23 protein-coding genes and 2 pseudogenes are annotated in these 25,572 nt (G+C 63.7%); 6 read left to right on the forward strand and 19 right to left on the reverse strand.

What is annotated here, in order from left to right:
* Window positions 1-269 (forward strand): integrase core domain-containing protein (locus D9X30_RS18235; RefSeq protein WP_153950113.1); only part of this gene is annotated, 269 nt, incomplete at its 5' end.
* Between the two features lie 1,493 nt (window positions 270-1,762).
* Here the strand turns inward: D9X30_RS18235 and arsH are convergent.
* From arsH to D9X30_RS18255, 4 genes and pseudogenes are all read right to left on the reverse strand, one after another.
* Window positions 1,763-2,527 carry an arsenical resistance protein ArsH gene (gene arsH, locus D9X30_RS18240; RefSeq protein WP_153950114.1) on the reverse strand — a complete coding sequence of 255 codons (765 nt, stop codon included), beginning with the start codon at window positions 2,525-2,527 and terminating at the stop codon, window positions 1,763-1,765.
* The gene (arsC, locus tag D9X30_RS18245) at window positions 2,524-2,946 is read right to left on the reverse strand and encodes an arsenate reductase (glutaredoxin) (protein ID WP_153950115.1); all 423 of its coding nucleotides are present in this window, start codon (window positions 2,944-2,946) and stop codon (window positions 2,524-2,526) included. Before arsC ends, arsH begins: the two co-directional genes overlap by 4 nt.
* Window positions 2,947-2,954: 8 nt before the next feature.
* Window positions 2,955-4,022, reverse strand: a complete 1,068-nt coding sequence (gene arsB / locus D9X30_RS18250) for an ACR3 family arsenite efflux transporter (protein ID WP_153950116.1) — start codon at window positions 4,020-4,022, stop codon at window positions 2,955-2,957.
* Window positions 4,023-4,398: 376 nt separating this feature from the next.
* Window positions 4,399-5,094 (reverse strand): annotated as a pseudogene (locus tag D9X30_RS18255) (IS5 family transposase); the annotation flags it as partial.
* Window positions 5,095-5,629: 535 nt separating this feature from the next.
* Between D9X30_RS18255 and D9X30_RS18260 the strand changes: the two are divergent.
* The gene (locus D9X30_RS18260) at window positions 5,630-7,024 is read left to right on the forward strand and encodes an adenine nucleotide alpha hydrolase family protein (RefSeq protein ID WP_194946614.1); all 1,395 of its coding nucleotides are present in this window, start codon (window positions 5,630-5,632) and stop codon (window positions 7,022-7,024) included.
* Between the two features lie 1,047 nt (window positions 7,025-8,071).
* On the opposite strand, the gene D9X30_RS29725 is transcribed toward D9X30_RS18260, so the two are convergent.
* The 15 genes and pseudogenes from D9X30_RS29725 to pdxR form a co-directional block, all read right to left on the reverse strand.
* The gene (locus tag D9X30_RS29725; protein WP_349632237.1) at window positions 8,072-8,728 is read right to left on the reverse strand and encodes a tetratricopeptide repeat protein; all 657 of its coding nucleotides are present in this window, start codon (window positions 8,726-8,728) and stop codon (window positions 8,072-8,074) included.
* Window positions 8,729-8,770: 42 nt separating this feature from the next.
* Window positions 8,771-9,097: pseudogene (locus D9X30_RS18265) on the reverse strand (cytochrome c-type biogenesis protein); the annotation flags it as partial.
* Between the two features lie 19 nt (window positions 9,098-9,116).
* Entirely contained in the window at window positions 9,117-9,671 is a 555-nt protein-coding gene (locus D9X30_RS18270) for a DsbE family thiol:disulfide interchange protein (RefSeq protein ID WP_029051384.1), read from the reverse strand.
* Window positions 9,668-11,788, reverse strand: coding sequence for a heme lyase CcmF/NrfE family subunit (locus tag D9X30_RS18275; protein ID WP_092603761.1), 2,121 nt, complete (start codon window positions 11,786-11,788; stop codon window positions 9,668-9,670). Before D9X30_RS18275 ends, D9X30_RS18270 begins: the two co-directional genes overlap by 4 nt.
* Window positions 11,785-12,240, reverse strand: coding sequence for a cytochrome c maturation protein CcmE (gene ccmE, locus D9X30_RS18280; protein WP_029051385.1), 456 nt, complete (start codon window positions 12,238-12,240; stop codon window positions 11,785-11,787). The genes D9X30_RS18275 and ccmE overlap by 4 nt, the downstream gene beginning before the upstream one ends.
* A complete protein-coding gene (ccmD, locus tag D9X30_RS18285; RefSeq protein WP_092603759.1) occupies window positions 12,237-12,374 on the reverse strand; it encodes a heme exporter protein CcmD in 138 nt (45 codons plus the stop codon). Before ccmD ends, ccmE begins: the two co-directional genes overlap by 4 nt.
* The gene (locus tag D9X30_RS18290; RefSeq protein WP_029051386.1) at window positions 12,371-13,141 is read right to left on the reverse strand and encodes a heme ABC transporter permease; all 771 of its coding nucleotides are present in this window, start codon (window positions 13,139-13,141) and stop codon (window positions 12,371-12,373) included. Before D9X30_RS18290 ends, ccmD begins: the two co-directional genes overlap by 4 nt.
* A gap of 4 nt (window positions 13,142-13,145) precedes the next feature.
* A complete protein-coding gene (gene ccmB / locus D9X30_RS18295; protein ID WP_153950117.1) occupies window positions 13,146-13,814 on the reverse strand; it encodes a heme exporter protein CcmB in 669 nt (222 codons plus the stop codon).
* Window positions 13,811-14,449 carry a cytochrome c biogenesis heme-transporting ATPase CcmA gene (ccmA, locus tag D9X30_RS18300; protein WP_153950118.1) on the reverse strand — a complete coding sequence of 213 codons (639 nt, stop codon included), beginning with the start codon at window positions 14,447-14,449 and terminating at the stop codon, window positions 13,811-13,813. The genes ccmB and ccmA overlap by 4 nt, the downstream gene beginning before the upstream one ends.
* Before the next feature lie 4 nt (window positions 14,450-14,453).
* Window positions 14,454-15,041, reverse strand: coding sequence for a NapC/NirT family cytochrome c (locus D9X30_RS18305; protein WP_029051389.1), 588 nt, complete (start codon window positions 15,039-15,041; stop codon window positions 14,454-14,456).
* A gap of 40 nt (window positions 15,042-15,081) precedes the next feature.
* Entirely contained in the window at window positions 15,082-15,615 is a 534-nt protein-coding gene (locus D9X30_RS18310) for a nitrate reductase cytochrome c-type subunit (protein WP_153950119.1), read from the reverse strand.
* 9 nt (window positions 15,616-15,624) lie between these two features.
* The gene (gene napA / locus D9X30_RS18315) at window positions 15,625-18,120 is read right to left on the reverse strand and encodes a periplasmic nitrate reductase subunit alpha (RefSeq protein ID WP_029051391.1); all 2,496 of its coding nucleotides are present in this window, start codon (window positions 18,118-18,120) and stop codon (window positions 15,625-15,627) included.
* Complete coding sequence (locus D9X30_RS18320) at window positions 18,101-18,427, reverse strand: chaperone NapD (RefSeq protein WP_092603755.1); 327 nt, start codon at window positions 18,425-18,427, stop codon at window positions 18,101-18,103. Before D9X30_RS18320 ends, napA begins: the two co-directional genes overlap by 20 nt.
* Before the next feature lie 96 nt (window positions 18,428-18,523).
* Window positions 18,524-18,688: a periplasmic nitrate reductase, NapE protein gene (napE, locus tag D9X30_RS18325; RefSeq protein WP_029051717.1), complete on the reverse strand. Its 165-nt coding sequence runs from the start codon at window positions 18,686-18,688 to the stop codon at window positions 18,524-18,526.
* 1,072 nt (window positions 18,689-19,760) lie between these two features.
* Window positions 19,761-21,179, reverse strand: a complete 1,419-nt coding sequence (pdxR, locus tag D9X30_RS18330) for a MocR-like pyridoxine biosynthesis transcription factor PdxR (protein ID WP_049816011.1) — start codon at window positions 21,177-21,179, stop codon at window positions 19,761-19,763.
* Between the two features lie 154 nt (window positions 21,180-21,333).
* Here pdxR and D9X30_RS18335 point away from each other — a divergent pair, with 154 nt between their 5' ends.
* From D9X30_RS18335 to D9X30_RS18350, 4 genes are all read left to right on the forward strand, one after another.
* Window positions 21,334-21,780, forward strand: coding sequence for a carboxymuconolactone decarboxylase family protein (locus D9X30_RS18335; RefSeq protein ID WP_092603753.1), 447 nt, complete (start codon window positions 21,334-21,336; stop codon window positions 21,778-21,780).
* A 431-nt stretch (window positions 21,781-22,211) separates the two neighbouring features.
* Window positions 22,212-22,448, forward strand: coding sequence for a hypothetical protein (locus tag D9X30_RS18340; RefSeq protein ID WP_029051644.1), 237 nt, complete (start codon window positions 22,212-22,214; stop codon window positions 22,446-22,448).
* Between the two features lie 282 nt (window positions 22,449-22,730).
* On the forward strand, window positions 22,731-24,251 hold the full coding sequence (locus D9X30_RS18345) for a 3-hydroxyacyl-CoA dehydrogenase (RefSeq protein WP_029051643.1): 1,521 nt from the start codon (window positions 22,731-22,733) through the stop codon (window positions 24,249-24,251).
* Between the two features lie 241 nt (window positions 24,252-24,492).
* Complete coding sequence (locus tag D9X30_RS18350) at window positions 24,493-25,569, forward strand: porin (RefSeq protein ID WP_029051642.1); 1,077 nt, start codon at window positions 24,493-24,495, stop codon at window positions 25,567-25,569.
* Window positions 25,570-25,572: the final 3 nt, after the last annotated feature.

Below are 25,572 nucleotides of genomic sequence, written 5' to 3' on the forward strand. Positions count from 1 at the left end.
TCGACCATCGTACGCGCAGCTTCGCGCGGGAACTGGGCCTGGAGCCACTGACCACGCCGGTGCGTTCTCCGCAGAGCAACGGTATGGCCGAATCCTTCGTCAAGACCATGAAGCGCGATTACATCGCGTTCATGAACAAGCCCGACGTGCCGACCGCGCTCTCTCAGCTAACGGTCGCGTTCGAGCAATACAATGACTGGCATCCGCATAAAGCGTTGAAGTATCGTTCGCCTCGGGAGTTCCGACGCGCCGCAACATCATCAACTTAACGGTGTTCGGGTGTCCTGAGTTACAGGGTCAACTCCACTTAGAGCGCCGTCTAGAAGCAGTAGGGGGTCGCGGCCCGGAGCGGATAGACGCAGTAACTCGCGTTTAGGGCGAAGGCATCCGCGCAAATGCACTTGAGGTGTCTAAGCTCCACGTTTCAGAGCTCTCGTCAATTGGCGTTGACACACCTTACGTACGGAGTTCAAGGAAATGGACGCGGCGTCCGCGCCGGTGGCGTGGACAGAATCTTGTGGGTAGAACAGCGCGCTGGCCGGCCCTTCTCGGCACAATGCTTCGAAATCTACCGCTGCGTTGGTAAAAAGGCGGCGGTGATAGCAAAAAAACCCCCGCGAGGGCACGCGATTCGAGAGCAGTTCGCTGCTGAAAAACGCTCAGGCGACGAGCCGCCGACGCCACCGGCCCCGTCTCCGCGGTTGAGCACTGTTGGCCTGAGGGTCTAATTCGGTCAGGCAAGAAGTGCGGGCGGTCGGGCAATCGCTGGCGAGATCGGAAACGCGGGGTCGCTCACCACGCGCGCTCAGGGGCTTCCCCATAAAGGGTACTCGACGTACAAAATCCCATGCATTTTGGACAGCGCCTGACAGCCGGGCTTTCCGTAAAGTGACGACATGATAGGCAGGGAATGGGACGGATCATGCACGAGGCAAGATACCGAGCGAGATATGGACGGAGCACCGGTGAGCTGGATGATGAAGTGTGGCGGGCGCGCGAACGCGTCTGTGCCCAGATTGGCCGCCTCCGGGAGGCGCTCAGCGAAGGCGGCGACGTCAGACTGGCGATGCGGACTCTATGGTATCTGCGCCTGGGCTATGCAGAACTGCGACGTCTGCGGCATGAGAGGCTCAGATAGTCCGATTAGCAGTCAACGGCAAGGTGTCCTCGCTGCACGCAAGCTTCGTCTACCTCTGCAGAGGACGGGTGATTTGAGTGATAGTAGGGCACACATAAATACGGACTCTCCGATTCGCCAGCTCTCCGACTGCCACTCGGTATCTCCAACTATGGTGGTCGAGCAGCTCATCATCGACATCGATCTACTTTCCGTATTTTGAGCGTGTCCATGACGAAGCCCAGAAAGCAAATGTCCTTGCGAGGCACGCTCACTTTTCTCGTACATCGATCGCCTCCTTTCACATTGCGCGCCGCACTCGAAGCTGACGCCCGACTCTGTCCTACGCTCCGTAGACTGGCCGGAGCCATGAACGGCTGATGAACGCAATCGTGCCGACTGCAGATTTCTGGATGTCAAATGCCAGCAAATGGTCGGACCTGTCGTCGGCGCTGCTTCACCGGTCAGGCGCGGGCCACTCGACGGTTCGCGACCCTTTATAGGTAGTCGATCCCCCGTTCATCGATACTTTGGGACTGGCAGCGAAGCTGCCAGTGAAGGCGGGGCATGCACCTGCGGGCTACCGGAGGCCGAAGGCAGTCGTAAAGCAGCCGCTGGATTGTTTTTCGCATTCGTCAGTATCGATCATTCGACTTCACTGCTATCTGTGTCGACTGTCTGGGCTTCGCTCTCGTGGCGCATGGCCGTCGCTGCAAGCGTCGTGGCATTGGCCTCTGTAGCCTCTTTGCGCTCGCTGTAGCGGTCGGTCAGATAGTCGCTGCGATCCCGTATCAGGAGCGTGAACTTGTAGAGCTCCTCCATGACGTCGACCACCCGGTCGTAGTACAACGAGGGCTTCATACGGCCGCTGGCGTCGAACTCCTGGTACGCCTTGGGCACCGACGACTGGTTCGGAATGGTTACCATCCGCATCCAGCGTCCCAGCACCCGCAGCGCGTTGACGGCATTGAATGACTGCGAGCCACCGCATACCTGCATCACGGCCAGTGTGCGGCCCTGGGTCGGGCGAATGCCGCCAATCTCCAGCGGGAGCCAGTCGATCTGGTTCTTGAAGACGGCCGTCAGCGTGCCGTGACGCTCGGGGCTGCACCAGACCTGACCTTCCGACCACTCGGAGAGCTTGCGCAGCTCAACCACCTTCGGGTGATCGGCGGGCACGCTGTCCGCCATCGGCAGGTCGCGCGGATCGAAGACGCGGGTCTCCGCCCCGAAGTGCAGCAGGATCCGTTCGGCTTCCTGCACCAGCAGCCGGCTGTAAGACGTGTCGCGCAGCGAGCCGTAGAGCAGCAGGATGCGGGGTCGGTGGGTACTGACGCGGGCGGGCTCCAGCTTATGGAGATTGGGCGTATCGAGCACCGCAGGGACGATATTGGGCAGATCCGCGGTCATTGAATCCTCCGCCCTTGCGCGTCGATGACGGCCTCGCCGTCTTCCTTGGTGAAGGCGCCTTGCTGCGGCGCCGGCAGGATGTCCAGCACGAGTTCCGACGGCCGGCACAGCCGCACGCCCAACTCGGTGACGACGAAGGGCCGGTTGATCAGGATCGGATGGGCCAGCATGGCATCGAGCAACTGGTCGTCGGTGAGTGCTGGATCACCAAGGCCAAGCTCGGCATAGGGCGTGCCCTTCTCGCGGATGGCTTCGCGCACGGTGAGCCCGGCATCGCGGATCATTGCCTGCAAGGTCTGCCGGTCGGGTGGCGTGTTCACGTACTCGATAACGGCCGGCTCGATGCCCGCATTGCGGATCATGGCCAGCGTGTTGCGTGACGTACCGCACGCCGGGTTGTGATAGATGGTGACGGTCATGGGGTATCTCAGCGCGCTTCGTACCAGTGTTGCGAGCGGTTGACGACACCAACGACGAACAGCATCACGGGGACCTCGATCAGCACGCCGACGACCGTGGTCAGCGCCGCGCCCGACTGTAAACCGAACAGGCTGATGGCGGTGGCCACGGCCAGCTCGAAGAAGTTGCTTGCGCCAATCAGCGCCGATGGACCGGCCACGCAATGGGCCACGCCGAGCTTGCGGTTCAGCAGGTAGGCCAGGCCGGAGTTCAGCAAGACCTGAATCAGAATTGGTACGGCCAGCAGGAGTATGATCAGCGGCTGCTCGACGATGGCGTTGCCCTGGAAGCCGAACAGCAGCACCAGCGTCGCAAGCAGCGCGGTGATCGAGTAGGGCCCCAGCGCACCGACCACTCGCTTGTAGGTAACTTCGCCTCGTTCCAGCAGTGCCTTGCGGATGACCTGTGCGATCAGCACGGGCACCACAATGTACAGCGCGACCGACGTGATGAGCGTATCCCAGGGAACCGTGATTGAGGACAGACCCAGCAGCAGCGCGACGACGGGAGCGAAGGCCACGACCATGATCGCGTCGTCGAGCGCCACCTGGGACAGGGTGAAGTAGGGGTCGCCTTTGCAGAGCTGCGACCAGACAAACACCATCGCCGTGCAAGGCGCCGCCGCCAGCAGGATCAGGCCAGCGATATAGCTGTCGAGTTGATCCACTGGCAGCCAGCCCGCGAACAGGTGACGGATGAAGATCCAGGCCAACAGCGCCATGGACAACGGCTTGACCAGCCAGTTCACGAAGAGCGTCACGCCGATGCCACGCCAGTGTCCCGGGACCTGGCCCATGGCACCGAAATCGATCTTGATCAGCATCGGGATGATCATGATCCAGATCAGGACGCCGACCGGCAGGTTCACCTGTGCGACCTCCATGGCGCCAATGGCCTGAAAGACGGGGGGCAGCCATTGGCCGAGGAGGATGCCGGCGACGATGCAAAGCGTCACCCAGACGGTCAGATAGCGTTCGAACATGCCAATGGCGCTAGGTTGTGATGCCTCGGCTATGGGGTAGATCTGTTCAGACATGGTGCAGGATCAAGAAGGGCACAGTCGCCCTTAGGACTTGGATCGTGGCGTCGCGAAAAACTCAGCAGCAGCCGGATTCCGGCGCGCAGCGGGTGGTGCTAGTGGATCGCTTCGGGGTGGCGGTCACTGGGACTGGTACGCAGCACGCGGCGGCCTCGGCGCTACGATCGCGCGATGCGCCGAAAGTGGGAGCACCACCGAGCGTGTAGAACGATTCCCAGGCGATGCCGGTAGGGTCGACCGACCAATGCTTGTTCAAGGTCGCGTAACAGCAGTTCATCTCGGACTGAGACTGCATGGACGGCTGGGCGCTGACCAATCGCGTCTGCATCTCGGCCAACTCTGCGTCCGTCTCCACCTGGACGCTTAGGTGATCCCCATCAGCGGTGCTCACCAGCGCGCTGACTACCAAGCCGTGACGGTTGTCACTCAACGTATGGCCCATGTAGCGCAGTTCACTGCCGGTCTTGCCTTTGCGATAGAGCTTCGCATCGGGATCGGTCTTGGACTGATGCGTCTCGTTGCTGCGTTGCTGTCCCCTGAAGTCGCCACTATCGTCGTCGCCATCGCTGCCATCCTTGCGCACGAAGCTCTTGTGGCCCGCCCACGCCTGGATCAGCGTGCCGTCCACGCTGAAGTGCTCGCCCGACAACCAGTTCTTCTTCTGCGCGAGGGCCAGTACTTCGTTGAAGAATTCGATCACTGCATCGTGCTGGATCAGGCGCGCACGGTTCTTGGTGAATACAGTGGGCACCCATACTGTATCGTCCATCGACAGCCCAATGAACCAGCGAAATAGCAGGTTGTACTGCGTTTGCTCCATCAGTTGACGCTCGGACCGGATGCTGTAGAGCACCTGCAACAGCATCGCCCGCAACAGCTTCTCCGGTGCGATGCTCGGGCGACCGCCTTTGATGTCGGCCTCATACATCTCGGCGAACAGCCGATCCATCTTCGCCAGTGCCAGATTGGCCATCGTCCGGATCGAACGCAGTGGATGAGACTTCGGTACGAAATCGTCCAGCCGCCGCATTGTGAACAAGCTTTCGGTGAAGGTGTCGGCGCCGCGCATGCGATGTTGGGAAAGTGGATCGTGTCGAGTTCTCAGATCAACGTTTGAACATGTCCGCGCGCCGACTATGGCTCGAGGTATTTCAGCAGCCTGCTAGCTTTTCCGTCCTCGCTCAGAAACATGTATCGACCGGATGAAAGAGGAATTCCCTCATTGCACCCGCCCACTATTTTCTGTATGGCGGCCAGACGCCCATCAGCCGCCAACGGGAGCGAGAGTGCCGTACTGGATCCGTCTGGGTAGATAACGATTGCGGAATACGTGTCGCTGCTCATTTAGGAATTTCCTGCATCTGCATGTAGGTTCTTAGTTCCGATCGCCCGGTTCTGGTTCCTCCGCAAGTAGCGCTACAAGTTCCGCACCGCGAGGGAACGACGTTAGCCAACTGCCTTGGGGGGGGCATTGAACTGCTCTACTGCAAAGCTCAACCTTCGCTATTGACACATTGGCACCGTAGCCCATATACCAAGGATGCTGTCTCCGTCCGAGCATCGCGGCAACAGGTAAATTCCATTTAAAAACAGGGAGGTACTGAGTGTTATTTACGCTTCAATCCGCGGATCATCCTAACTCGATCGACCTCAAAATCGGGCCGCAGCGGAGTTTCCGGCGAAAGCTGTTTCGTCAGTTTCGCCAACAGGGCCTCGCGGAGCCTGTAACCTGCCTCGGCAGTCGATACGATGAAAGCACGCGGCGGGCCGCTGGCATGCGCCTGCGCGGGGATTCTGACAATGCAGCCTCGCGCAACAAGGATGGTGACCTGGTCATCAGTCCGGTGGCGCATTGGAGCGATGACGATATCTGGGAGGCCGTCTCCCTTTATGCTGGTGGTGCTCGCCCCGGTTACTCTGATTTCGAAGAGATGCGGCGCATCTACGCCCATTCTGTCGGGACTTCGTGTGCTGTCGTGGCTGACGCGATACTGGACGGTGGTGGTGGCCGGCGGCAAGGGAAGTGCGGTGCGCGCCTCGGCTGTCACGTTTGCCAGATGGCCGAGGATAAGAGCCTCGCGAATATGGTGGCCTACGGCGACCGGTACGCCTATGCCGCAGGCCTGCAGAAGCTCAATCGCTTCATTCGGGCAACTCGCTACGACTGGTCGCGGCGCCATTGGATCGGGCGCACCATTCGAGGTGGCTACGTCAGGGTGATGCCGGACACGTACCACCCCTCAATGTTGCGTGCGCTAACTCGTTACATGTTCCAGTTGGATTTCGACGAGCAGCGGCGGGCAGCCAGTGTTGGAGAGCAGCCGAAGTTCCAGTTGCTCCTCCTTGATATGATGATCGCGGTCGACGCAATGCAGTCGCTCAACGGTGTCGCGAAGCCTTTCGCGGCCTGGGCTGACCTCCGCGATATTCAGGTACGCGGAATCCGTTACGACGTCCCGGACGTGCCCGACATTCACCAGTCCGCTATGCCGATCGCTCGATATCTCCATGTTGGCAGCGAGTGGGACGACTCCGCACCCGACGCCGATTGGACCGGCTTGCGCGATCCAATGCGCGAAGCACTGACGGAGGGGAGTGCATGTCAATCCAGCATTATTTTCGCAGCAGACGGGCGGGCAGTGTTGGACTTGCAGACGGCGCAGCAGTTTGACGTGGACGCTGAAGCCGCTCAGCTCATTGCGGAGTTCGAGGTCGATCGGCTTCTCGATATGCACGACGCAGACGGAGGGCCGGGCTCGGTAACGGCAGGGTATCGCTGGTACGCGCATTACGGCTGCTTGACGCTTTCTCACGCGCAGAAGGTGGAGCACGATGAGATCGCCCGGCGAACCGCGTTCAAGGACCGCCTGGGGCTGACGCTGAGCTACGACCTCAAGGACGTGTTGGCACGGTCTGTTCCTTTGGAGGATCTTCCCGCCGCGGCGCGAGCCGTTTGGGGAGGCCTCAGTAGTGAACCGGCGCAGCTTTTGCTGTGCTAAGCCCCTTCAAGAAGCCCCGGCGTCGTCGACGCTCGGGGCTTTTTCTTTCGGCAAGCGGTCGATATGGAGCAGAGACCCTGAAAGCTCGGGTAAATCATGCGTGTTTCGGGCGAAAGATTCTCTCTACCGGGGCGATAATTGGAGCAGCATTGACGGCACTGCTGACATTCCAGAGTCGGCGCAGTGCAGCCCTAGAAGCGACCGGTTCTGACAGCCGGCACGGCTACTTAAATAACGCAACGGAATAGCTTTCGTGACTAACCACAAGATTAGCGGGCTACACCCAGATTCTCAGCGATTGCTCTGGGCAATGGTGTACAACAGGCGCACTGAGCCATTTGACAACAAGAAACCGTGGCGTCAGTTGAGCAGCCGTAAACTCATAACCAGGATACATGCCGACCACATGGCTGAAGAGCAATGGGCAGTGACGCCTCTCGGTGTAGACATACTCCAATGCTACGCACCGTATCTGAAGCGCATGGGGCTGAACTGCCCGCCTAGAGATTGAAACGGTGGCGGGCACGGAAGTTTTGGTACTCGACGAGCATGGACGATCGCTCTATAGCTGCTACGCGAGAGCGTGCGGAGGCAGCGTGCTCGGCAGCAACCTGAACATCGTCAACAAGGGGACCATCGTAGCAGGCGGCCCCGGCTTGGCGGCTGTGCAGTTCACGGCGCTGGCCGAACGGCGCGCCAACTTCGCTATCTCGCCCATGCCACGCTTGGCTCGCGCTATACCGGCCAGTTCGGTGGCGGCAACCAGGACCATACCGGGACGGTGGGATTGCGGTGGAGGTTCTAGGGTTCAGGGCAGGGAGGGAAGAGCGGCAATATTGCAGAAGCCGCCTCCTGATCGATAAATTGCGAACCGGCGTTGGTTGCGATGGGCTGGGGTAGGCGCGCTTCTTGCTTATTCTCCCTAGCGGCGCCGAGCGTTGGCGCAGGTGGCCGAAATGCGTGCGGTCTACTGATGTTACACCGGGGGCATAATTATCGAGTTCGTGCGCCTTTCCCGCAGCGAGGAGGCGGCTTGGTTGGTCTGAGCTATTTTGATGTTGTGCGGACATCGCTCACCGCCGCGATATTGGCCGCCACGCGGGCGGCCGTTAGCGAGTCCGGAGGCAAGAGGCGGTACAGGTGCTGCCAGTAGTCGATGGCGGCGGCGGTGTCGCCGCGTTCGGACGCTGCGCTGGCGGCCAGCGCCAGGCTTTTGGGATCGTCCGGGTCGGCCGACAGCGCTGCGCGGATCTGTGTCATGGCGGCGCCTTTGAGCGAGCCGCCGTCGAGGCTGGCCAGCACATCGGCGTAGTCGGCCCGCAGCGCCGCCACGTCCGGCGCCAGCGCAACCGCCTTCGCGTAGGCCGCCGCCGCGTCGTCGAAGCGCTCCAGCACCGTGTAGGAGCGCGCCAGCATCGCCCAGCCTTCGGCATCCTGTGGCTGGGCTTTCAGGCGCCGCGCGAGTTGGTCGACCATGGCTTCAATCTGCGCGATCTGGGGCGTGTGCGCGTCGCCGGACAACGGGTGCGCATCGTCGACCTCCATCACGGCGGCGGGATTGCCCAGGTGCAGGTACAGCATGGCGGCCGCCGGGGGCAGCATCACGCAGAGCGTGGCGCTGGTCCACTTCGAACGCGGCGCGGTGGCCGAGGAAGCCCGGGGCATGGTCCGGCGGCTTTCCATTGGCTGCGGCGAGCTGCCCATGGCGGAGGATGGGCGCCTCCACCTGCGCCAGAGCCAGCCCCCTACTATCGTCAGCAACCCGAACGGCCCGAGCCACAGCAACCACGTCGACGGCTTGAACGGCGGGTCGTAGAGCACGAAATCGCCGTAGCGCTGCACCAGGTAGTCCTTGATGGCGGTGTCGCTGGCCCCCTGTGCGACCTGCGCGCGGATCTGCCGGCGCAGGTCGACGGCCAGTTCAGCGTTGGAATCGGCCAGCGTCTGGTTCTGGCAGACCAGGCAGCGCAGTTGCTGCGACAGCGCGTGGACGCGCGCATCGAGTTCGGCGTCCGAGGCTGGCGCGGCGGAGCCATGCCATGCCAGCGCGGCAAGCAGCCAGGCGATCAGCATGCGGGGCAGACCGGACAGGCTAGGCAGGACTCGCACGCGGGCCTCCTTGCTGCAGTTGGCGCAGCAACGGCTTGATCTGCCGTTCGAGCACGTCGGGCGTCACGGGCCCCACCTGCCGGTAGCGCACCACGCCCTGGGCGTCGATCACATAGGTCTCGGGCACGCCATAGACGCCGAAGTCGATGCCGACGCGGCCATCGGCGTCGACGCCCGACTTCACATAGGGATCGCCCATCTGCTGCAGCCATGCCTGGGCGGCCGGCACGGCGTCCTTGTAGTTGAGGCCGTAGACCGGCACCGGAGACTTGCCCGCGAAGTCCACAAGCACCGGGTGCTCGGTACGGCAGGCGGTACACCAGGAGGCCCAGACATTGAGAATCCAGACCTTGCCGCGCAGATCGGCGGTGCGCAAGGTCTGCGTGCCGCCCGCCGTGTCGAGCACCGGCAACGCAAACGCAGGCGCCGGTTTGCCGACCAGCGCCGACGGCAACTCGCGCGGATCGTGGCGCAGCCCGGCGCCAAGCGCGACGACGATCGCCAGGAAAATGGCAAGGGGCAGCAGGAAGCGCGTCATGGCCGTGCCCCTGCGTCGCGTTGGAAGCTCCCCTCTCCCACCCGCGGGAGAGGAGCCGGGGAAGAGGGCAGGGGCTCGACATACGTGGCGGTGGCAACTTGAGCTGCCACGCCCTCTCCCCCAACCCCTCTCCCATGGGATGGGAGAGGGGAGCCAGGCAGTACCGCGTCATATGGACCATACGTCGCCCGGCGCCTCGATCGATATCGCCGGTCGCAGACCGCCACCAGCCCGCCCAGCGCCATCAATCCGCACCCGGCCCAGATCCACTTCACGAACGGCTTCACGTAGATCCGTACGCCCCAGGTGTTCGCTCCCGCCACCTCGCCGATGGCCACGTACAGGTCGCGCGTGAAGCCAGTGTCGATCGCAGCTTCCGTGGTCGGCATGTCCTGGCTGCGGTAGATGCGTCGTTCGGTCGCCAGCGACGTGAGTAGCCGGGCGTCGCGATGCACGGTCATGATGCCGCGCAGCGCTTCGTAGTTCGGCCCCACAACGGGCACCACGCCGTCGAAGCGGAAGGTGTAGCCATCCACGGTCACCGCCTCGCCTGGCCGCATCGGCAGTTCGCGCATGGTTTCCTGGCTGTTCACCATCGTCACCCCGGCGATAAAGACCCCGACGCCGGCATGCGCCAGCAGCATGCCCCAGTACCCGGCCGGCAACTGCCGCAGCCCCGACCATACGCCGCGCGGGTGCTTCAGCCGGCAGGCCAGGCTCACCAGCGCGGTGGTCAGGCACCAGATCGCCAGCGTCAGGCCCACGCCCGTCAGCGCCGACTGGTTGCGCAACGCTAGCAACAGGCCGATGCCGACCGCGAGGCTGGCCACCGCCGCCCAGCGCAGGCGTCGCGCCGCGGGCGGCAGGTCGCCGCGCCGCCAGCGCGCCAGCGGCGCCGCGCCCATCAGCAGCACGGCGGGGCCCATCAGCGGCACGAACACCTGCTCGAAGTAGGCCGGCCCCACCGACACCTTGCCGAGGTTCAGCACATCGAGCACCAGCGGATACAGCGTCCCCAGCAGCACGGCCGATGCCGCCACCGCCAGCAGCACATTGTTGGCCAGCAGGAAGGTTTCGCGCGAACCCAGGCTGAAATCGGTGCCGCGTTTCAGTTGCGGGGCGCGCCACGCGAAGATGGCCAGCGCCAGGCCCGTGACCAGCCCCAGCAGCGTGAGGATGAAAATGCCGCGCTTCGGGTCCACGGCGAACGCATGGACCGACGTCAGCACGCCCGAGCGCACCAGGAACGTCCCCAGCAGGCTCAGAGAGAACGTGAAGATGGCCAGCAGCGCGGTCCAGGCGCGAAACGCGCCGCGCTTCTCGGTCACGGCCAGCGAGTGGATCAGCGCCGTGCCAGCGAGCCACGGCATGAACGAGGCATTCTCCACGGGGTCCCAGAACCACCAGCCGCCCCAGCCCAGTTCGTAGTAGGCCCACATGCTGCCCAGCGCGATGCCTACCGTCAGGAACATCCACGCCAGGATGGTCCAGGGCCGCGACCAGCGCGCCCACGCGGCGTCGAGCCGTCCTTCGAGCAGCGCCGCCAGCGCGAACGCGAACGCCACGGCAAAGCCCACGTAACCCATGTACAAGAACGGCGGATGGAACACCATGCCGGGGTCCTGCAGCAGCGGATTGAGGTCGCGGCCTTCCATCGCGCGCGGCAGCAGCCGGATGAACGGGTTGGACGCGAACAGCAGGAACAGCAGCAGGCCGCTGGAGATGGCGCCCATCACGCCCAGCACGCGCGCGACGAAGGCCATCGGCAGGTTCCGGCTGAACACGGCCACGGCGAGCGACCAGCCGGCCAGCATCAGCGTCCAGAGCAGCATCGACCCCTCGTGACCGCCCCAGACGCCCGCCATCCGGTAGGCCAGCGGCAACGCGCTGTTGGAGTTGGCCGCCACGTAGCGCACGCTAAAGTCGTTGCCGACGAACGCGGCCGTCAGCGCCACATAGGCGGCCACCACCAGCACGGCCTGCGCCACGGCGGCGGGACGCGCCAGCGCCATCCACGGCACGAACCCGCGCGGCGCGCCGGCCAGCGGCAGCGCGGCCTGCACCAGCGCGGCCAGCAGGGCACAGATCAGCGCGAAATGTCCGAGTTCGACGGTCATCGTTGCGATTTCCCGTCGGTACCACCGTCATTGGCGGCCCGCTTCAGCGCTTCGGCCGCTTCCGGCGGCATGTAGTTCTCGTCATGCTTGGCCAGTACCTCGCTGGCCGTGAACGTGCCGGCCGCATCGAGCGTGCCGCGCGCCACCACGCCCTTGCCCTCGCGGAACAGGTCCGGCAGCAGCCCGTGATAGACCACTGGCACCTCGTGGCGCGTGTCGGTGACAACGAAGCGGATGGTCAGGGTGCCGTCCTCGCGCCGCACCGACCCCGGCGCCACCAGCCCGCCCAGCCGGAAGGCGCGCGCAGCGGGGGCCTCGTGCGCGGCAATCTGGCTGGGGCTGAAGAAGAACACCAGGTTCGAGCGGAACGCGTTGAGCACCAGCGCAAGCGCCGTGCCGCCGCAAACCAGCGCGGCGAGGAGCAGGCCGAGGCGGCGCTGGCGTGGCGTCATGGCGTGTCGTCCAGGTCGGCGCGCGGCCGGCGGCGGCGCCGGGCCAGCCAAAGGAGCTCGATCGCAACGGCCAGCAAGGCCATGCCGAAGGCGCCCGCGATGTAAGCGAGGTGGGAGGCGGCGTGCGCGCTCATGCGATGACCTCCCGCACCTCGCCGCGCTCGCGCAGGATGCAGCGCACGCGCACCAGCGCGACGGCAATCGTGTACATCCAGCAGGCCAGCGTCATCGCCAGCATGCCGGCCAGCATCGTCGCCGCCATCGAAGGGGCCGACGTCAGGCTGACCGACGCGCCCTGATGCAGCGTGTTCCACCACTGCACCGAGAAATAGATCACCGGCAGGTTGACCACGCCCACCAGCGCTAGCACGGCGCTGGCGCGCTCCGCGCGGCGCGGCTCGTCGATGGCCGACGCCAGCGCGATGTAGCCGAGGTAGAGAAACAGCAGGATCAGTTCGGACGTCAAGCGGGCGTCCCAGACCCACCAGGTGCCCCAGGTCGGCTTGCCCCACAGCGAGCCGGTCCACAGCGCCAGAAAGGTGAACATGGCGCCGGTCGGGGCCAGCGCCGCCGCCAGCATCGTGGACAGCCGCGTGCGCAGCACCAGCGCCATCGCGCTGTACACGGCCATGACCAGGTAGATGAACATCGACATCCACGCCGCCGGCACATGGATGAAGATGATGCGGTAGACCTCGCCCTGCTGAGCGTCGGTCGGCGCCACGACAAAGCCGAGCCAGAGCCCGATGGCCAGCCAGACGGCCGCCAGCGCGAAGAACCAGGGTGCGGCGCGGCCGGCCAGCGGATAGAAGCGCACCGGCGCGGCCAGTTGCGTCCAGCGGGCGCGGGTGCGCGCGGGGATGCGCGAGGGTGCGTCGGGCAGCGAGGCTTGGCGGGTCATCGGGTCACTCCATCGCAATGCGCAGCCCCACCGCCGCCGCCAGCGGGCACAGCAGCAGCGACAGCGCCAGGCACGCGCCGAGCAGAGACAGGTACGCCACCACGTCGAGCCCCGCATCGGCCGCCGCCCCGGCGCCAGCGCCAAAGATCAGTACCGGGACCGACAGCGGCAGCACCAGGATGCATAGCAGCACCGCGCCGCCGCGCACGCCCAGCGTCAGCGCCGCCCCCACCGCGCCGATCAGGCTCAGCGCGGGCGTGCCGATCAGCAGCGACGCCCACAACAGCAGCGTGGCACCGGCGGGCAGGCTGTACTGCTGGGCCAGCAGCGGCGTCAGCACCAGCAGCGGCAGGCCACTGGTCAGCCAGTGCGCGCAGATCTTGCCGAGTACCAGCAGCGCCAGCGGATGCGGCGACAGCAGCAGCTGGTCGAGGCTGCCATCGGCGTACTCCTGCGCGAACAGCCGCGAGAGCGACAGCATCGACGCCAGCAGCGCCGCCACCCAAAGGATGCCCGGCGCCAGCAGGCGCAACTGCTGCGGGTCGGGGCCGATCGCCAGCGGGAACAGGCTCGACACGATCACGAAGAACACCACGCTGGCCAGCACGCTGCTGCGTCGTCGCCAAGCGATGGACAGGTCGTGCGCCACCACGGCGCCCAGCGCGCCGATCATGGCCGCCGAGCGCCGTGGGCGCCCAGATCCAGCACATAGCTCGCCACGGTCAACAACTGATGCGTGGCGACGACGGCCATGCCGCCGCCGGCCAGATGATCGTCCAGCATCTGGCCGAAGCGTGCGGTGGAATCGTGGTCCAGCGACGTCAGTGGCTCGTCGAGCAGCCAGAGCTCGCGCGGTGCGAGCGCCAGGCGGGCCAGCGATACCCGCCGCCGCTGACCCTGTGAGAGCGTCCGTACTGGCTTGCCGGCCACGGCGTCGAGGCCCAGCCGCGCCAGTGCCAGCCGCAGCGCGCCGGGCTCGGGCTGCTGGCCCGTCAGGCGTGCGGCGAAGCGCAGGTTCTCGATCGCGGACAGGTCGGCATCGATGCCGTTGTTATGCCCGACGTAGGCCAGTCGGGCCAAGTAGTCCGGATCGCCGCCGCGCACTGTGCGACCGCGCCAGGCCAGACGCCCGGCAGCCGGCTGCAGCAGGCTGCACAGCACGCGCAACAGGCTGGTCTTGCCGGCGCCGTTCGGGCCGGTCACCTGCAGAAGGCAGCCCGGTGCCAGCGCCACGTCGACATCGCGGAACACTGCCCGGCCCATGCGCCGGACGCTCAGATCGCTGCCCTCCAGCACCGTACCGGTCATGGCGTTACTGCTCCTCGGCCTTGGCAACGTCGGGCAGGCGGTGGGCGATGCCCTTGTGGCAGTCGATACAGGTCTTTTCCTTGTTGGCGAGATAGGTGGAGTGCATGGCCTGCGCGCGCGGACTCTGGCGCGTGAAGTCCATCGACTGATAGTCGTGGCAGTTGCGGCATTCGAGCGAGTCGTTGGCCTTGAAGCGCGCCCATTCGTGCTGCGCCAGTTCCAGCCGGTGCGCCTGGAACTTCTCGCGCGTGTTCACCGTGCCGAAGATCTTGGCCCAGACTTCCTTCGACGCCTGCATCTTGCGCGCCATCTTGCTCGTCCAGTTGTGGGGCACGTGGCAGTCGGAGCATTTGGCGCGCACGCCGCTGCGGTTGGTGAAGTGGATCGTGCCCTGCAGTTCCTGGTAGACGTTGTCGCGCATCTCGTGACAACCCGTGCAGAACTGTTCGGTATTGGTCAGTTCCAGCGCCGTGTTGAACGCGCCCCAGAACAGCACGCCGGCGATGAAGCCGCCCACCGTGAGGAAGCCCAGGCTGAAATACGCGCTGGGCCGGTTGATCGTGCGCCAGTAGCGCTTGATGAGATCCCAGATTCTGCGCTTCATCGCTCGGCCCCAGTCGGTCTCGGTTCCGCTACTTTGCGCTGGCGGTGCCAGCCTTCACACTGCCACCCTTGGCGCTTTTCTCGCCGCCGCCGCGCTTGAGCATCGTCTCGACGTCGACGAACGAATTGCCCACCAGCGGCTTGGTGTCGGCCTGCGGCACGTGGCATTGGGTGCAGAAATAGCGCCGTGGCGAGACCTCGGCCAGCACGTTGTTGTCGCGGTCCATGTAGTGCGTGATGCTGACCGGAATCGCACCGGTCTCCTCGGTGCGGGTGCGCGCGTGGCAGAACATGCAGCGGTTGAAGTCGCGGTCCAGCTGGTAGCCGTCGATCTTGTGCGGAATCGTCGGCGGCTGCATGGTGTAGTTGCGCGTGCGGCGGATGTCCTTGTTCTCGGTCGGATACAGCAGCGGCGCCTTGGTCTCCTCACCGACCGGCGTCGGGCCGCGCATCGCGTCGGTCAGCCCCTGCGCGCCGGCCGGCGGCACCAGCAGCACCACCAGGGCAATCAGAAGCCAGGCGCCGTATGCCAGCAAGGCTGTCCCGGATCGGCTCGCGTTCATGGCGTCTCCTTATACCTTCACGATCTTGACCGCGCACTTCTTGAAGTCGGTCTGCAGCGAGATCGGGCAGGTGGCATCGAGCGTCACCTTGTTGATCAGCTGGCTGGCGTCGAACCACGGCACGAACACCAGGCCGCGCGGCGGCGTATCGCGCCCGCGCGTTTCGATGCGGGTGCGCATGCGTCCGCGCCGCGACACCACTTCCACCTCCACGCCGCGCCGCAGGCCCATCGCGCGGGCGTCCTCGGGATGCATGAAGCAGACCGCGTTGGGGAACGCCTTGTACAACTCCGGCACGCGTCGCGTCATCGATCCCGAGTGCCAGTGCTCCAGCACGCGCCCGGTGGCCAGCCAGAACGGATATTCCTTGTCGGGCGACTCGGCGGGCGGCTCGTAGGGCAGGGCAAAGATCACCGCCTTGCCGTCCGGGTTGCCATAGAACTGGAAGCCGGCGCCGGCCTTCACGTAGGGATCGCTGCCTTCGCGGTAGCGCCAGCGGGTTTCCTTGCCGTTGACCACGGGCCAGCGCAGGCCGCGCACCTCGTGGTAGGTATCGAACGGTGCCAGGTCATGGCCGTGGCCGCGCCCAAAGCTTGCATACTCCTCGAACAGGCCCTTCTGGACGTAGAACCCGAACGCCTTGGCTTCGGCGTTTTGGTACTCGCCATTGACCTCCTTGATCGGGAACTTGTCGACATTGCCGTTGCGGTAGAGCACGTCGAACAGCGTCTTGCCGCGCACCTCGGGCTTCTTGGCGATCAGGTCCGCCGGCCAGACATCCTCCACCTTGAATCGCTTGGAGAACTCCATCAGCTGCCAGAGGTCGGAGCGGGCGTCGCCCGGCGCATCGACCAGCTGGTGCCAGAACTGCGTGCGGCGCTCGGCGTTGCCGTAGGCGCCTTCCTTTTCCACCCACATCGCGCTGGGCAGGATCAGGTCGGCCGACAGCGCGGTCACGGTGGGGTAGACGTCCGACACCACGATGAAGTTGTCGGGGTTGCGGTAGCCTGGCAGGCCCTCCTGCATCATGTTGGCGGCGGCCTGCATGTTGTTGTTGACCTGCACCCAGTACGCGTTGAGCTTGCCGTCCTTGAGCATGCGGTTCTGCAGCACGGCGTGGTAGCCCACCTTGTCGGGAATCGTGCCGGCCGGCAGCTTCCAGATGCGCTCGGCTTCCTCGCGGTGCTTGGGGTTGGTCACCACCATGTCCGCCGGCAGCCGGTGCGAGAACGTGCCCACCTCGCGCGCGGTGCCACAGGCGGAAGGCTGCCCGGTCAGCGAGAACGGGCTGTTGCCGGGCGTGGCGATCTTGCCGGTCAGCAGATGGACGTTATAGACCATGTTGTTGACCCACGTGCCGCGCGTGTGCTGGTTGAAGCCCATAGTCCACAACGACATGATCTTGACGTTGGGGTCGGCGTAGAGCTCGGCCAGCTGCTGCAGCTTGTCCTTCGGCACACCGGACAGCTTGCTGACGTAGTTGGCGTCGTACTTCGAGACGAACCTGGCGAACTCGTCGAACGTGATCGGCTTGGCGTCGGTGGGGTTGCCGGCGTTCTTGGCGGCCTTCTGCAGCGGATTGTCCGGCCGCAGGCCGTAGCCGATGTCGGTCACGCCTTCCTTGAAGACCGTGTACTTGTTGACGAAGTCCTTGTTGACGCGGTTGGTCTGGATGATGTGGTTGGCGACGTAGTTGAGCATCGCCAAGTCGGTCTGCGGCGTGAAGATGATCGGCAGGTCGGCCAGGTCGAACGACCGGTGCGTGAAGGTCGACAGCACCGCCACGCGCGTCTTGGGATGGCTCAGCCGGCGGTCCGTGATGCGCGTCCACAGGATCGGGTGCATCTCGGCCATGTTCGAGCCCCAGAGCACGAAGGCATCCGCGTTCTCGAAGTCGTCATAGCAGCCCATCGGCTCGTCCATGCCGAAGGTGCGTATGAAGCCGGTGACCGCCGACGCCATGCAGTGGCGCGCATTCGGGTCGATGTTGTTGGTGCGGAAGCCGGCCTTCATGAGCTTGGATGCGGCGTAGCCTTCCCAGACCGTCCATTGGCCCGAGCCGAACATGCCTACGGCAGTGGGACCCTTTTCCTTGAGCACGCGCTTGAACTGCTGCTCCATCTCGTCGAAAGCACGGTCCCAGCTGACCGGCGCGAATTCGCCATTCTTGTCGTACTTGCCGTTCTTCATGCGCAGCAGCGGCTTCGTGAGCCGGTCCTGCCCGTACATGATCTTCGACAGGAAGTAGCCCTTGACGCAGTTCAGACCCTTGTTGACCTCGCACTGCGGATCGCCCTGGGTGGCCACCACCTTGTTGTCGCGCACCGCCACGGTGACACCGCAGCCGGTGCCGCAGAAGCGGCAGGGGGCCTTCGACCACTTCAGCTTGGTGACTTCGCTGTCCGTGACGAAGTTGGCGGCTTCCCCAGGCAACGGGATACCGGCCACCGACGCGGTTGCGGCGATGGCGGTCTGCTTGATGAAATCACGGCGCGTGACTGACATCTGAAAGCTCCTCGTACATGGCTGCGGCGTCTTCGTTGTGCTGGTAGACGAGCGTGGCGGAGATCACGCCTTCCATCTGGTGCAGGCAGGTGAGCTGCGCCACGATCGCATGCGAAGTGGGAGCTTCCACGGTGACCACGAGCTTGCCCATGTCGCTGGCCGCATGGATCTCGGCGCCAGTCATGGCGTCGATCGCGCGGCGCACGTGCGCCAGGCTGATGGGATGGGCAAACACCATGATGCCGGCGATATGCCATTCGTCATCCGAGGCAACGGGGTGAATCGGGATAGAAGGTCTTTCAGGCATGCGTGATCCCCTGACAAAACTGCTTTTGCAGGTTTTTCTTCTTTTGGCAATTGGCCGTTGGGCCAATCCGCGCCTATTCTACGAACGCACTGCCGGTCAATGCTTGGGCGGTCCGCTGATCAGCTGGCTCATCCAGACAATGAAGCCATAGCCGGCCACGATGATGACGGACAGTACCGGCACCATCACGGCAGTCAGAAACAGAAAGCTGCGCGTTTCTTCCTTCTTGCGGTGCGGATCGTCAACGCTGCCTAAATCCATATTCCCCCTCGGCTTATGAACTGGCCTGCCGGACACGAACCCGGTGTTGCGTAACTAATTAAAGGAACGACGGTGCGAACTGTCAAGACAATGAACCCGGTGTGACCAAGCAAGAGCAATTGGGGAGCGAGATTGCTAGGATCGGGCCGGGCCACGCGGATAGCTTGCTTGCTCGTTGGCTATCACGACATGATATGAATATCTTTGCGTTCGTGATGAAAAAAATGTTCGACCGAAGAGGTTCCTCGGATCCCTGCCCCAGTAAACCTCGGTTCTTCGGAAGCCGCATCACTTGCGCGCCGGCGCTTCGGCTTCGCTAGTTCTCTGGTGCCAATGCCGGCATTCGGCTAAAGTCGCATTGAGTTCAGTGTTTCGGAATGGATCTCAAGGGGAAAAACGCGATGTATCATGTCTGCGACCTAGGTTCGATGTTTCATAATGCAACATCCTGACCGGCCCAAATGAAGGGGCGGTCAACCGTGCAGCCCGTAACATGTCGAATTCCACAGTTGAAGATTCCATACTGGAACGCTTGATCCACCTTGACGAGGCCAGGCGCTATACAGAGCGACTGTCCCGTATTCCTGGGATCCGCGGTCCTTATGTTGCCTCGTCGTTGCAGTGGAAGGGACGTCGACTTTACTACGTCGTCGGACGGGACAACGACAGTAGGTTTCGCCTGGTGGAGGTGTTCCGTATAACGCCTGCCGCCGAGTTGGAGCCCGTCCCTGCGTTCCAGTACCCACTGCCTATTAGAGATCTGTTCCCGTTCGATACGGCGTGCTTATACCATCCTGATCCTTGGGGCGAAGCGGCGCCAAGTTTGACGACCAGCCAACTGGCCGACGAGCTCCGACAAATGTCAAGTAAGGATGAGCGGGGGAAGGATTGACGGTAGCAGGCGCAATCTGCTCGCGAGCTGTTTTTGCGCTTGCTGCGAAACTATGGACGTCTTTGGCCGACACGAATCGGTCGGCAGCATTTCTGGGAAGCGGACGGTCAGACGCCACGCCAACGAACGTAGTACCGGTACGTCCCGCGACTGGTACTTTACGATGAATGTGGTCACGGCTCAGAGAGGCGCGACGATTTTCGCGAGCGTCTCGCAAGCGGCATTGATATTGTCCGGGCGCAGGTTCGTCGTGCTGAGTAGCAGGCCTTGTTGCGCGTGACTGCGGCGAAGGTACCAGGCGGAGAGGGCAGAAGGCGCGAGGCCGCGTGAACGGGCAATGCCGACAACGGCGCTATCGTCGGCGGTCGGTGGGAGCGGTGCGATCAGACCAAGGCCCGCGGTCAGCGTGCCAGGCAGGAAAGCGTTGAGATGGGTTAGCGCAAAACTGCGGCGCTTGGCATAGAGCGCCTTCATCCGGCGCAGGTGCCGCAGAAAGTGTCCATCCTCCAGAAACTCCGTGACTGCCAACTGAGTGGTCCGGTTCGGAGCCGGCGCCGACACGGCAGATATCTCGACCAAACGCTCTGCCACCGAGTGTGGCGCGACGATGAAACCGAGACCCAGCGCCGGGCTGATCGTCTTGCTGAACGTGCCGATGTGAATCACGCGCTCCGCGCCTTTACCTGCCGCAAGGGCCGGCGCCGCGCGGCCTTCGAGCTGTAGCTCTCCCAGATAGTCGTCTTCGATGATCCAGGCATTCTTTGTCGTCGCCCAGTCGAGCAAGGCGTGTCTTCGTGCTGGCGACATTGTCACGCCAAGCGGTGCGTGCTGGCCCGGTGAAACCAGCGCCAGCAGGGCGTCTGGCGCGCTGGCGATGCCATCTTCCACGCGCAGTCCCTCGGCATCGACGGGGACGGGTTCAACTTCGGCTCCCATCAGTTCCAGCGCGCGCCTTCCCAGCGGGTAACCTGGCTCCTCTATCCATGCCTTGTGTCCGTGCGCGTGCAGTGCCGTCAGCGCAAGCATCAAGCCCTGCCGGTATCCGCTGGTGACGATGATCTGATCGGGATGGCAATGCACGTGCCGGCTGACGGCCAGATAGCTGGCAATCTGGACGCGTAGCTCGGGCTCGCCGCGCGGGTCGGCGTAGGTCGTGAAAGCGATGGCATCGGTGCGTACGGCGCGCTTGCGCATGCGGGCCCAGAGTTTGGCGGGAAACGCGTCATCGGCGGGTACACCCATCTGGAATGGCAGCGGAGCGCTCGAATATGGGCGTGTGAACCCTGCCAACGGCCCGTCGAGTGGCGGTTTCTCGTCTGCTCGCCCGGCCAGCAACCGAGCGCATACTCGGGTGCCTGCAGAGCCAGCGCCGAGCACCAGGTTCTCGGCAATCAACCGATCGTAGACCGCGCGGATGGTGCCCCGCGCGACGCCAAGCTGGGTCGCGAGATCCCGGCCAGACGGCAAACGCTGTCCGGGTGCCAGCCGGCCGTCGACGATTGCCAGTCGCAGGCTTGCATGGATCTGGTCGCCGATCGGCACGGCGGTGGCGCGGTCCACCAGAATGGACAGCACGGCGGGCGAATTCGGGTGATTCATTTTGGGCCAGTCGTTTCTCCACTTTTTGGGCCTGTATCTTCAATGCCTAGCGGAGTAACTTTGCGTTATGACATGAATCGCGGCCCAAGTCGATAGGCGGCTCGGGCGAGGGGACCGCGACGCTAGACCCCATCATCAACAGAAAAGGACCGAGATGACCCGCTTGAACTGGCAAGAGATCGCGCCTGACGGCGCGAAGGCGTTTTTTGGTATCCACCACTATGTCACGAAGAAGACGGATCTCCCCGAGGAGCTTGTCCACCTCGTGTTCCTCCGCGTCTCCCAGATCAACGGATGCGCGCATTGCATTGACATGCATAGCCGCGATCTCAGAAAGACCATGTCGGTCGACAAGATCACGCTGGTGCCGGTGTGGAACGAGGTGCACCACCTTTTTTCAGATCGGGAACGCGCAGCGCTGGCCTGGGCGGAGGAAGTGACCCGCGTCAGCGAAACGCATGCCTCAGATGAAGCGTATGCCGCTGCCTCCGCCGCGTTTACGCCCAAAGACCTCGTCGACCTCACGATCACCATCGCGGCAATGAATGCGTTCAACCGACTGGGTGCGCCGTTCCGACTGCCTGTTGCCGCCGCGTCGTGATCTGGCATCCGCACGCGTACGTGCTCATGGCCGGCCGAAGTTTTCTCGGACCCTAGGGACAGATTGCGCGCAATCGAGCCATGTATTTCGAAAGGTGGATCTTGACCGGTCTGAGGCGGCAGACATCAGTCAGCTGTGTATGAGCCAGAGCAAACTGCGAAACGCGCGCTTCAGCCCGTGCCTTGCTACGCCTATCCGGCCATGCCTGCCTGGCCATTCCACGAGGCTGGAGTACCCGCCCGCTAGAATTGCCGGTACGACCTTCGGCCCCACGCATTACACCGCCATCGACGGCGAGTCGATTGCCGTCGATCGGACAGTGCGGGGCCGTCGACGCCAATACCAACCCCACCTCGAGAGCGGCCCGCATCCCTTCGACGGGGATCCTCGCGCAGCTCGCGCACTAGTGCTCTTTGTGAATCCCGGTCACGATGAAACAAGCCCTGCTGACGATCATGCCCATGTGCGTGACGGCCGGCCGGTCTCTTGGCTGCATCCCGACGGTGCACGCGCTCGTGGTGCTTGCCGAAGGTGTGCGAATAGATGGCGAAATCGGCGCGCAGCACGTCGCCCTCGTGCAGATACAGCCGTCGGCTCTGGCGGCATTTGATGATCGTTTATCGCATTGCGTCCCGCAACCTTCATTGGCGCCTCTGACGGTGGCGTAGATGAAGCGGTTCGCCAATGGCTGTTCCTGGCCAGACTCGGCCACCTCCGGCTGGTGGGCGCCAGGTCCAATTGGCTGCAACCCGGAAGGGATACTTGGCCGCTTTTATCCGTCCGTCCGTCCTTCATAACGGCCTCATATTCGACCGTTCCATTCCATGGAAATCGACGGCTGTGGCGGTAATTCAAAGCGTGTAGTCTCCTCGACAGTCTGCCTGCGGTTCAACCTTGACGTGTGCTGGCAGGAAAAGGCCTTGGCTATTAGCCAGACGAGGGGACATAGAATGCGAAAGAAGATCGCCGTGATCGGCATCGTTGGCACTGGCGCCATGGGCCGCGGCATCGCCCAGATCGCCGCGCAGGCAGGCCTGACCGTACACCTGTTCGATACCAACGCCCAGGCCGTGGCCGCCGCGCGCCAGTACCTGCAGGATACCTTTGCCAAGCTGGCCGACAAGGGCAAGATCAGCGCCGCCGACAGCGACGCCGCGCTGGCCCGCGTGAAGGCCGCCAGCGCGCTGGAAGACCTGGCCGGCTGCGACATGGTGGTGGAAGCCATCGTCGAACGCCTGGACGTCAAGCGCGAGCTGGTGGCCAAGCTCGAAGCCATCCTGCGTGACGATGCGGTGATCGCGTCGAACACCTCGTCGCTGTCGATCACGGCCATCGCCGTGGGCGCGAAGAAGCCGGGCCGTGTGGTCGGCTACCACTTCTTCAACCCGGTGCCGCTGATGAAGGTCGTGGAAGTGATCGATGGCCTGTCGGGCGATCCCGCCGTGGGCGACCGCCTGATGGAGCTGTCGCGCCGCATGGGCCATACGCCGGTGCGCTGCAAGGACATGCCGGGCTTCATCGTGAACCATGCCGGCCGCGGCATGAACATCGAGGGCCTGAAGGCCGCGCAGGAAGGCGTGGCCGAGTTCGTCGACATCGACAACATCATGCGCGAGCAGGCTGGTTTCCGCATGGGCCCGTTCGAGCTGATGGACCTGACCGGGCTCGACGTGTCGCATCCGGTGATGGAGTCGATCTACAACCAGTTCTACCAGGAGCCGCGCTATCGCCCGTCGCCGATCACGGCACTGCGCTCGGTGGGTGGCCTGCTGGGCCGCAAGACCGGCGCCGGCTTCTATGCGTACCCGGAAGGCCAGAAGCAGGTGCCCGCCGCAAGGCCGGTGCCCGATGCGCGCCCGGCCAGCGTGTGGGTAAGCCGCGCCAACGAACGCGGCCATGCCATGACCGTGAAGCTGATGACCGCACTCGGCGTGACCGTCGAAGCGGGCAACCAGCCTTCCGCCGATGCGCTGATCGTGGTCACGCCGCTGGGCCTGGACGCCACCACCGCCGCGCTGGAAGAAGGCCTGGACGCCACGCGCGTGGTGGCCATCGACACGCTGCTGCCCTTTGAAGCCACCAAGCGCCGCACGCTGATGACCACGCCGGCCACCAGCGCCGCGGCCCGCGACGCCGCCCACGGCCTGTTCGCCAGCGATGGCGTGCCCGTGACCGTGATCCGCGATTCGGCAGGCTTCATCGCCCAGCGCATCATCGGCTGCATCGTGAACATCGCCAGCGACATCGCGCAGCAGCGCATCGCCACGCCGACCGATATCGACCTGGCCGTGAACCTCGGCCTGGGGTATCCGAAGGGTCCGCTGGCGCTGGGCGACACGATCGGCGCCGCTGTGATCCTGGAAGTGCTGCGCAACATGAACCGCCTGACCGGCGACATGCGTTACCGTCCGAGCCCGTGGCTGTGGCGCCGCGCCGGACTGGGCCTGTCGCTGCTGACCGCAGAAGCCTAGACGCCCTCATCCGCTCATAACTGCGCGCTGTCCACAAGCAGAGCGCAGTTTGCACGCTGGATATCTAGACAGCACAGACAATCGGCCTCCCTCAAGGTCGGCAGCCGTCTCGCAAAGAATTTTCCCCGAATGAGCACGACAGGGTGTTGTGAAGCACGCCGAGTCATACCGCGTCGCTTGGCAGATCGCCGCCTGAAGGCGGCCAGCACGAGTTTTTCACAGAGGAAGAGGAGAGGACAGAATGAGGAAAGTAGCTGTATCTGCAGGCGTCGCGCTTGCATCGTTTGCTAGCGTGGCGTCGGCGCAAAGCAATGTCACTTTGTATGGTGTCGCCGATGTCGGTGTTGAGTTCGCTACGCACGTTCCATCCGCGTCGTCCAGCGGCTCCAATGCTGTGCGAGTGAGTTCGGGGAATATGTCTACCTCCCGTTGGGGCATGCGCGGAGCCGAGGATTTGGGCGCCGGCCTGAAGGCGCTGTTCGAATTAGAGTCTGGTATCTCGCTCGATACGGGTAATCAGAACGGAGCAAATGGCAAGCTTTTCGACCGCGTTGCTCTCGTGGGTCTCGCAAGCAAGGATTTAGGGACGGTTACCCTCGGTCGGCAAGCGACCCTCGTCTACGATGTTGGTCTGCAACTTGATCCGATGGCGTTTGCGCCCAGGTATTCGTTGTACCGCAATGACGATGCCATCGCAGGCCGTGCAGACAACGCCATCAAGTATCGGGTCAAGTTTGGCGGGGTCACGGCTTCGGCGTTCTACAGCTTTGCGCGGACTGGCGCCGGTGAGATTCCGGGCAACCCGAAAGTGGATCGTGAAATGAGTGGCGCGCTGACATATGATACGGGCAACCTGTCTGTTGGTGTCGTGTACGACCAGTCGCAAGGGACAACTGTCGGCACGGCAGATCAGACCGACCGACGCGTCCTGACGGGTGCGACCTACGATTTCGGGAGCATCAAAGCATTCGCTGGGTACCGCTGGCTGAACGGCAACGTCAGTTCGACGGCACCCGCACGCTCAAATCTATATTGGGCGGGCGTTCGGTATTCGCCGACAGGTCCTGTGACGCTCAGCGGAGCCGTCTACTACACCGATGACCGGCATTCCGGAGCCGACCCGGTGATGTTTGTCGCGTCAGCCGACTACGCCTTTTCGAAGCGCACGGATGCGTACCTCAATATGGGATTCACCCGAAACAAGAACGGCTCGCAACTTGGCTTGGTGGGATACAACTCCCGCTCGGGAGCGCCCACTAGTGTTGTCCCGGGGAAAAATCAGTTTGGCGCAGTAATGGGACTGCGGCACAAATTTTAACGG

The organism is Cupriavidus sp. U2, assembly GCF_009663685.2.
GTDB lineage: Bacteria > Pseudomonadota > Gammaproteobacteria > Burkholderiales > Burkholderiaceae > Cupriavidus > Cupriavidus necator_C.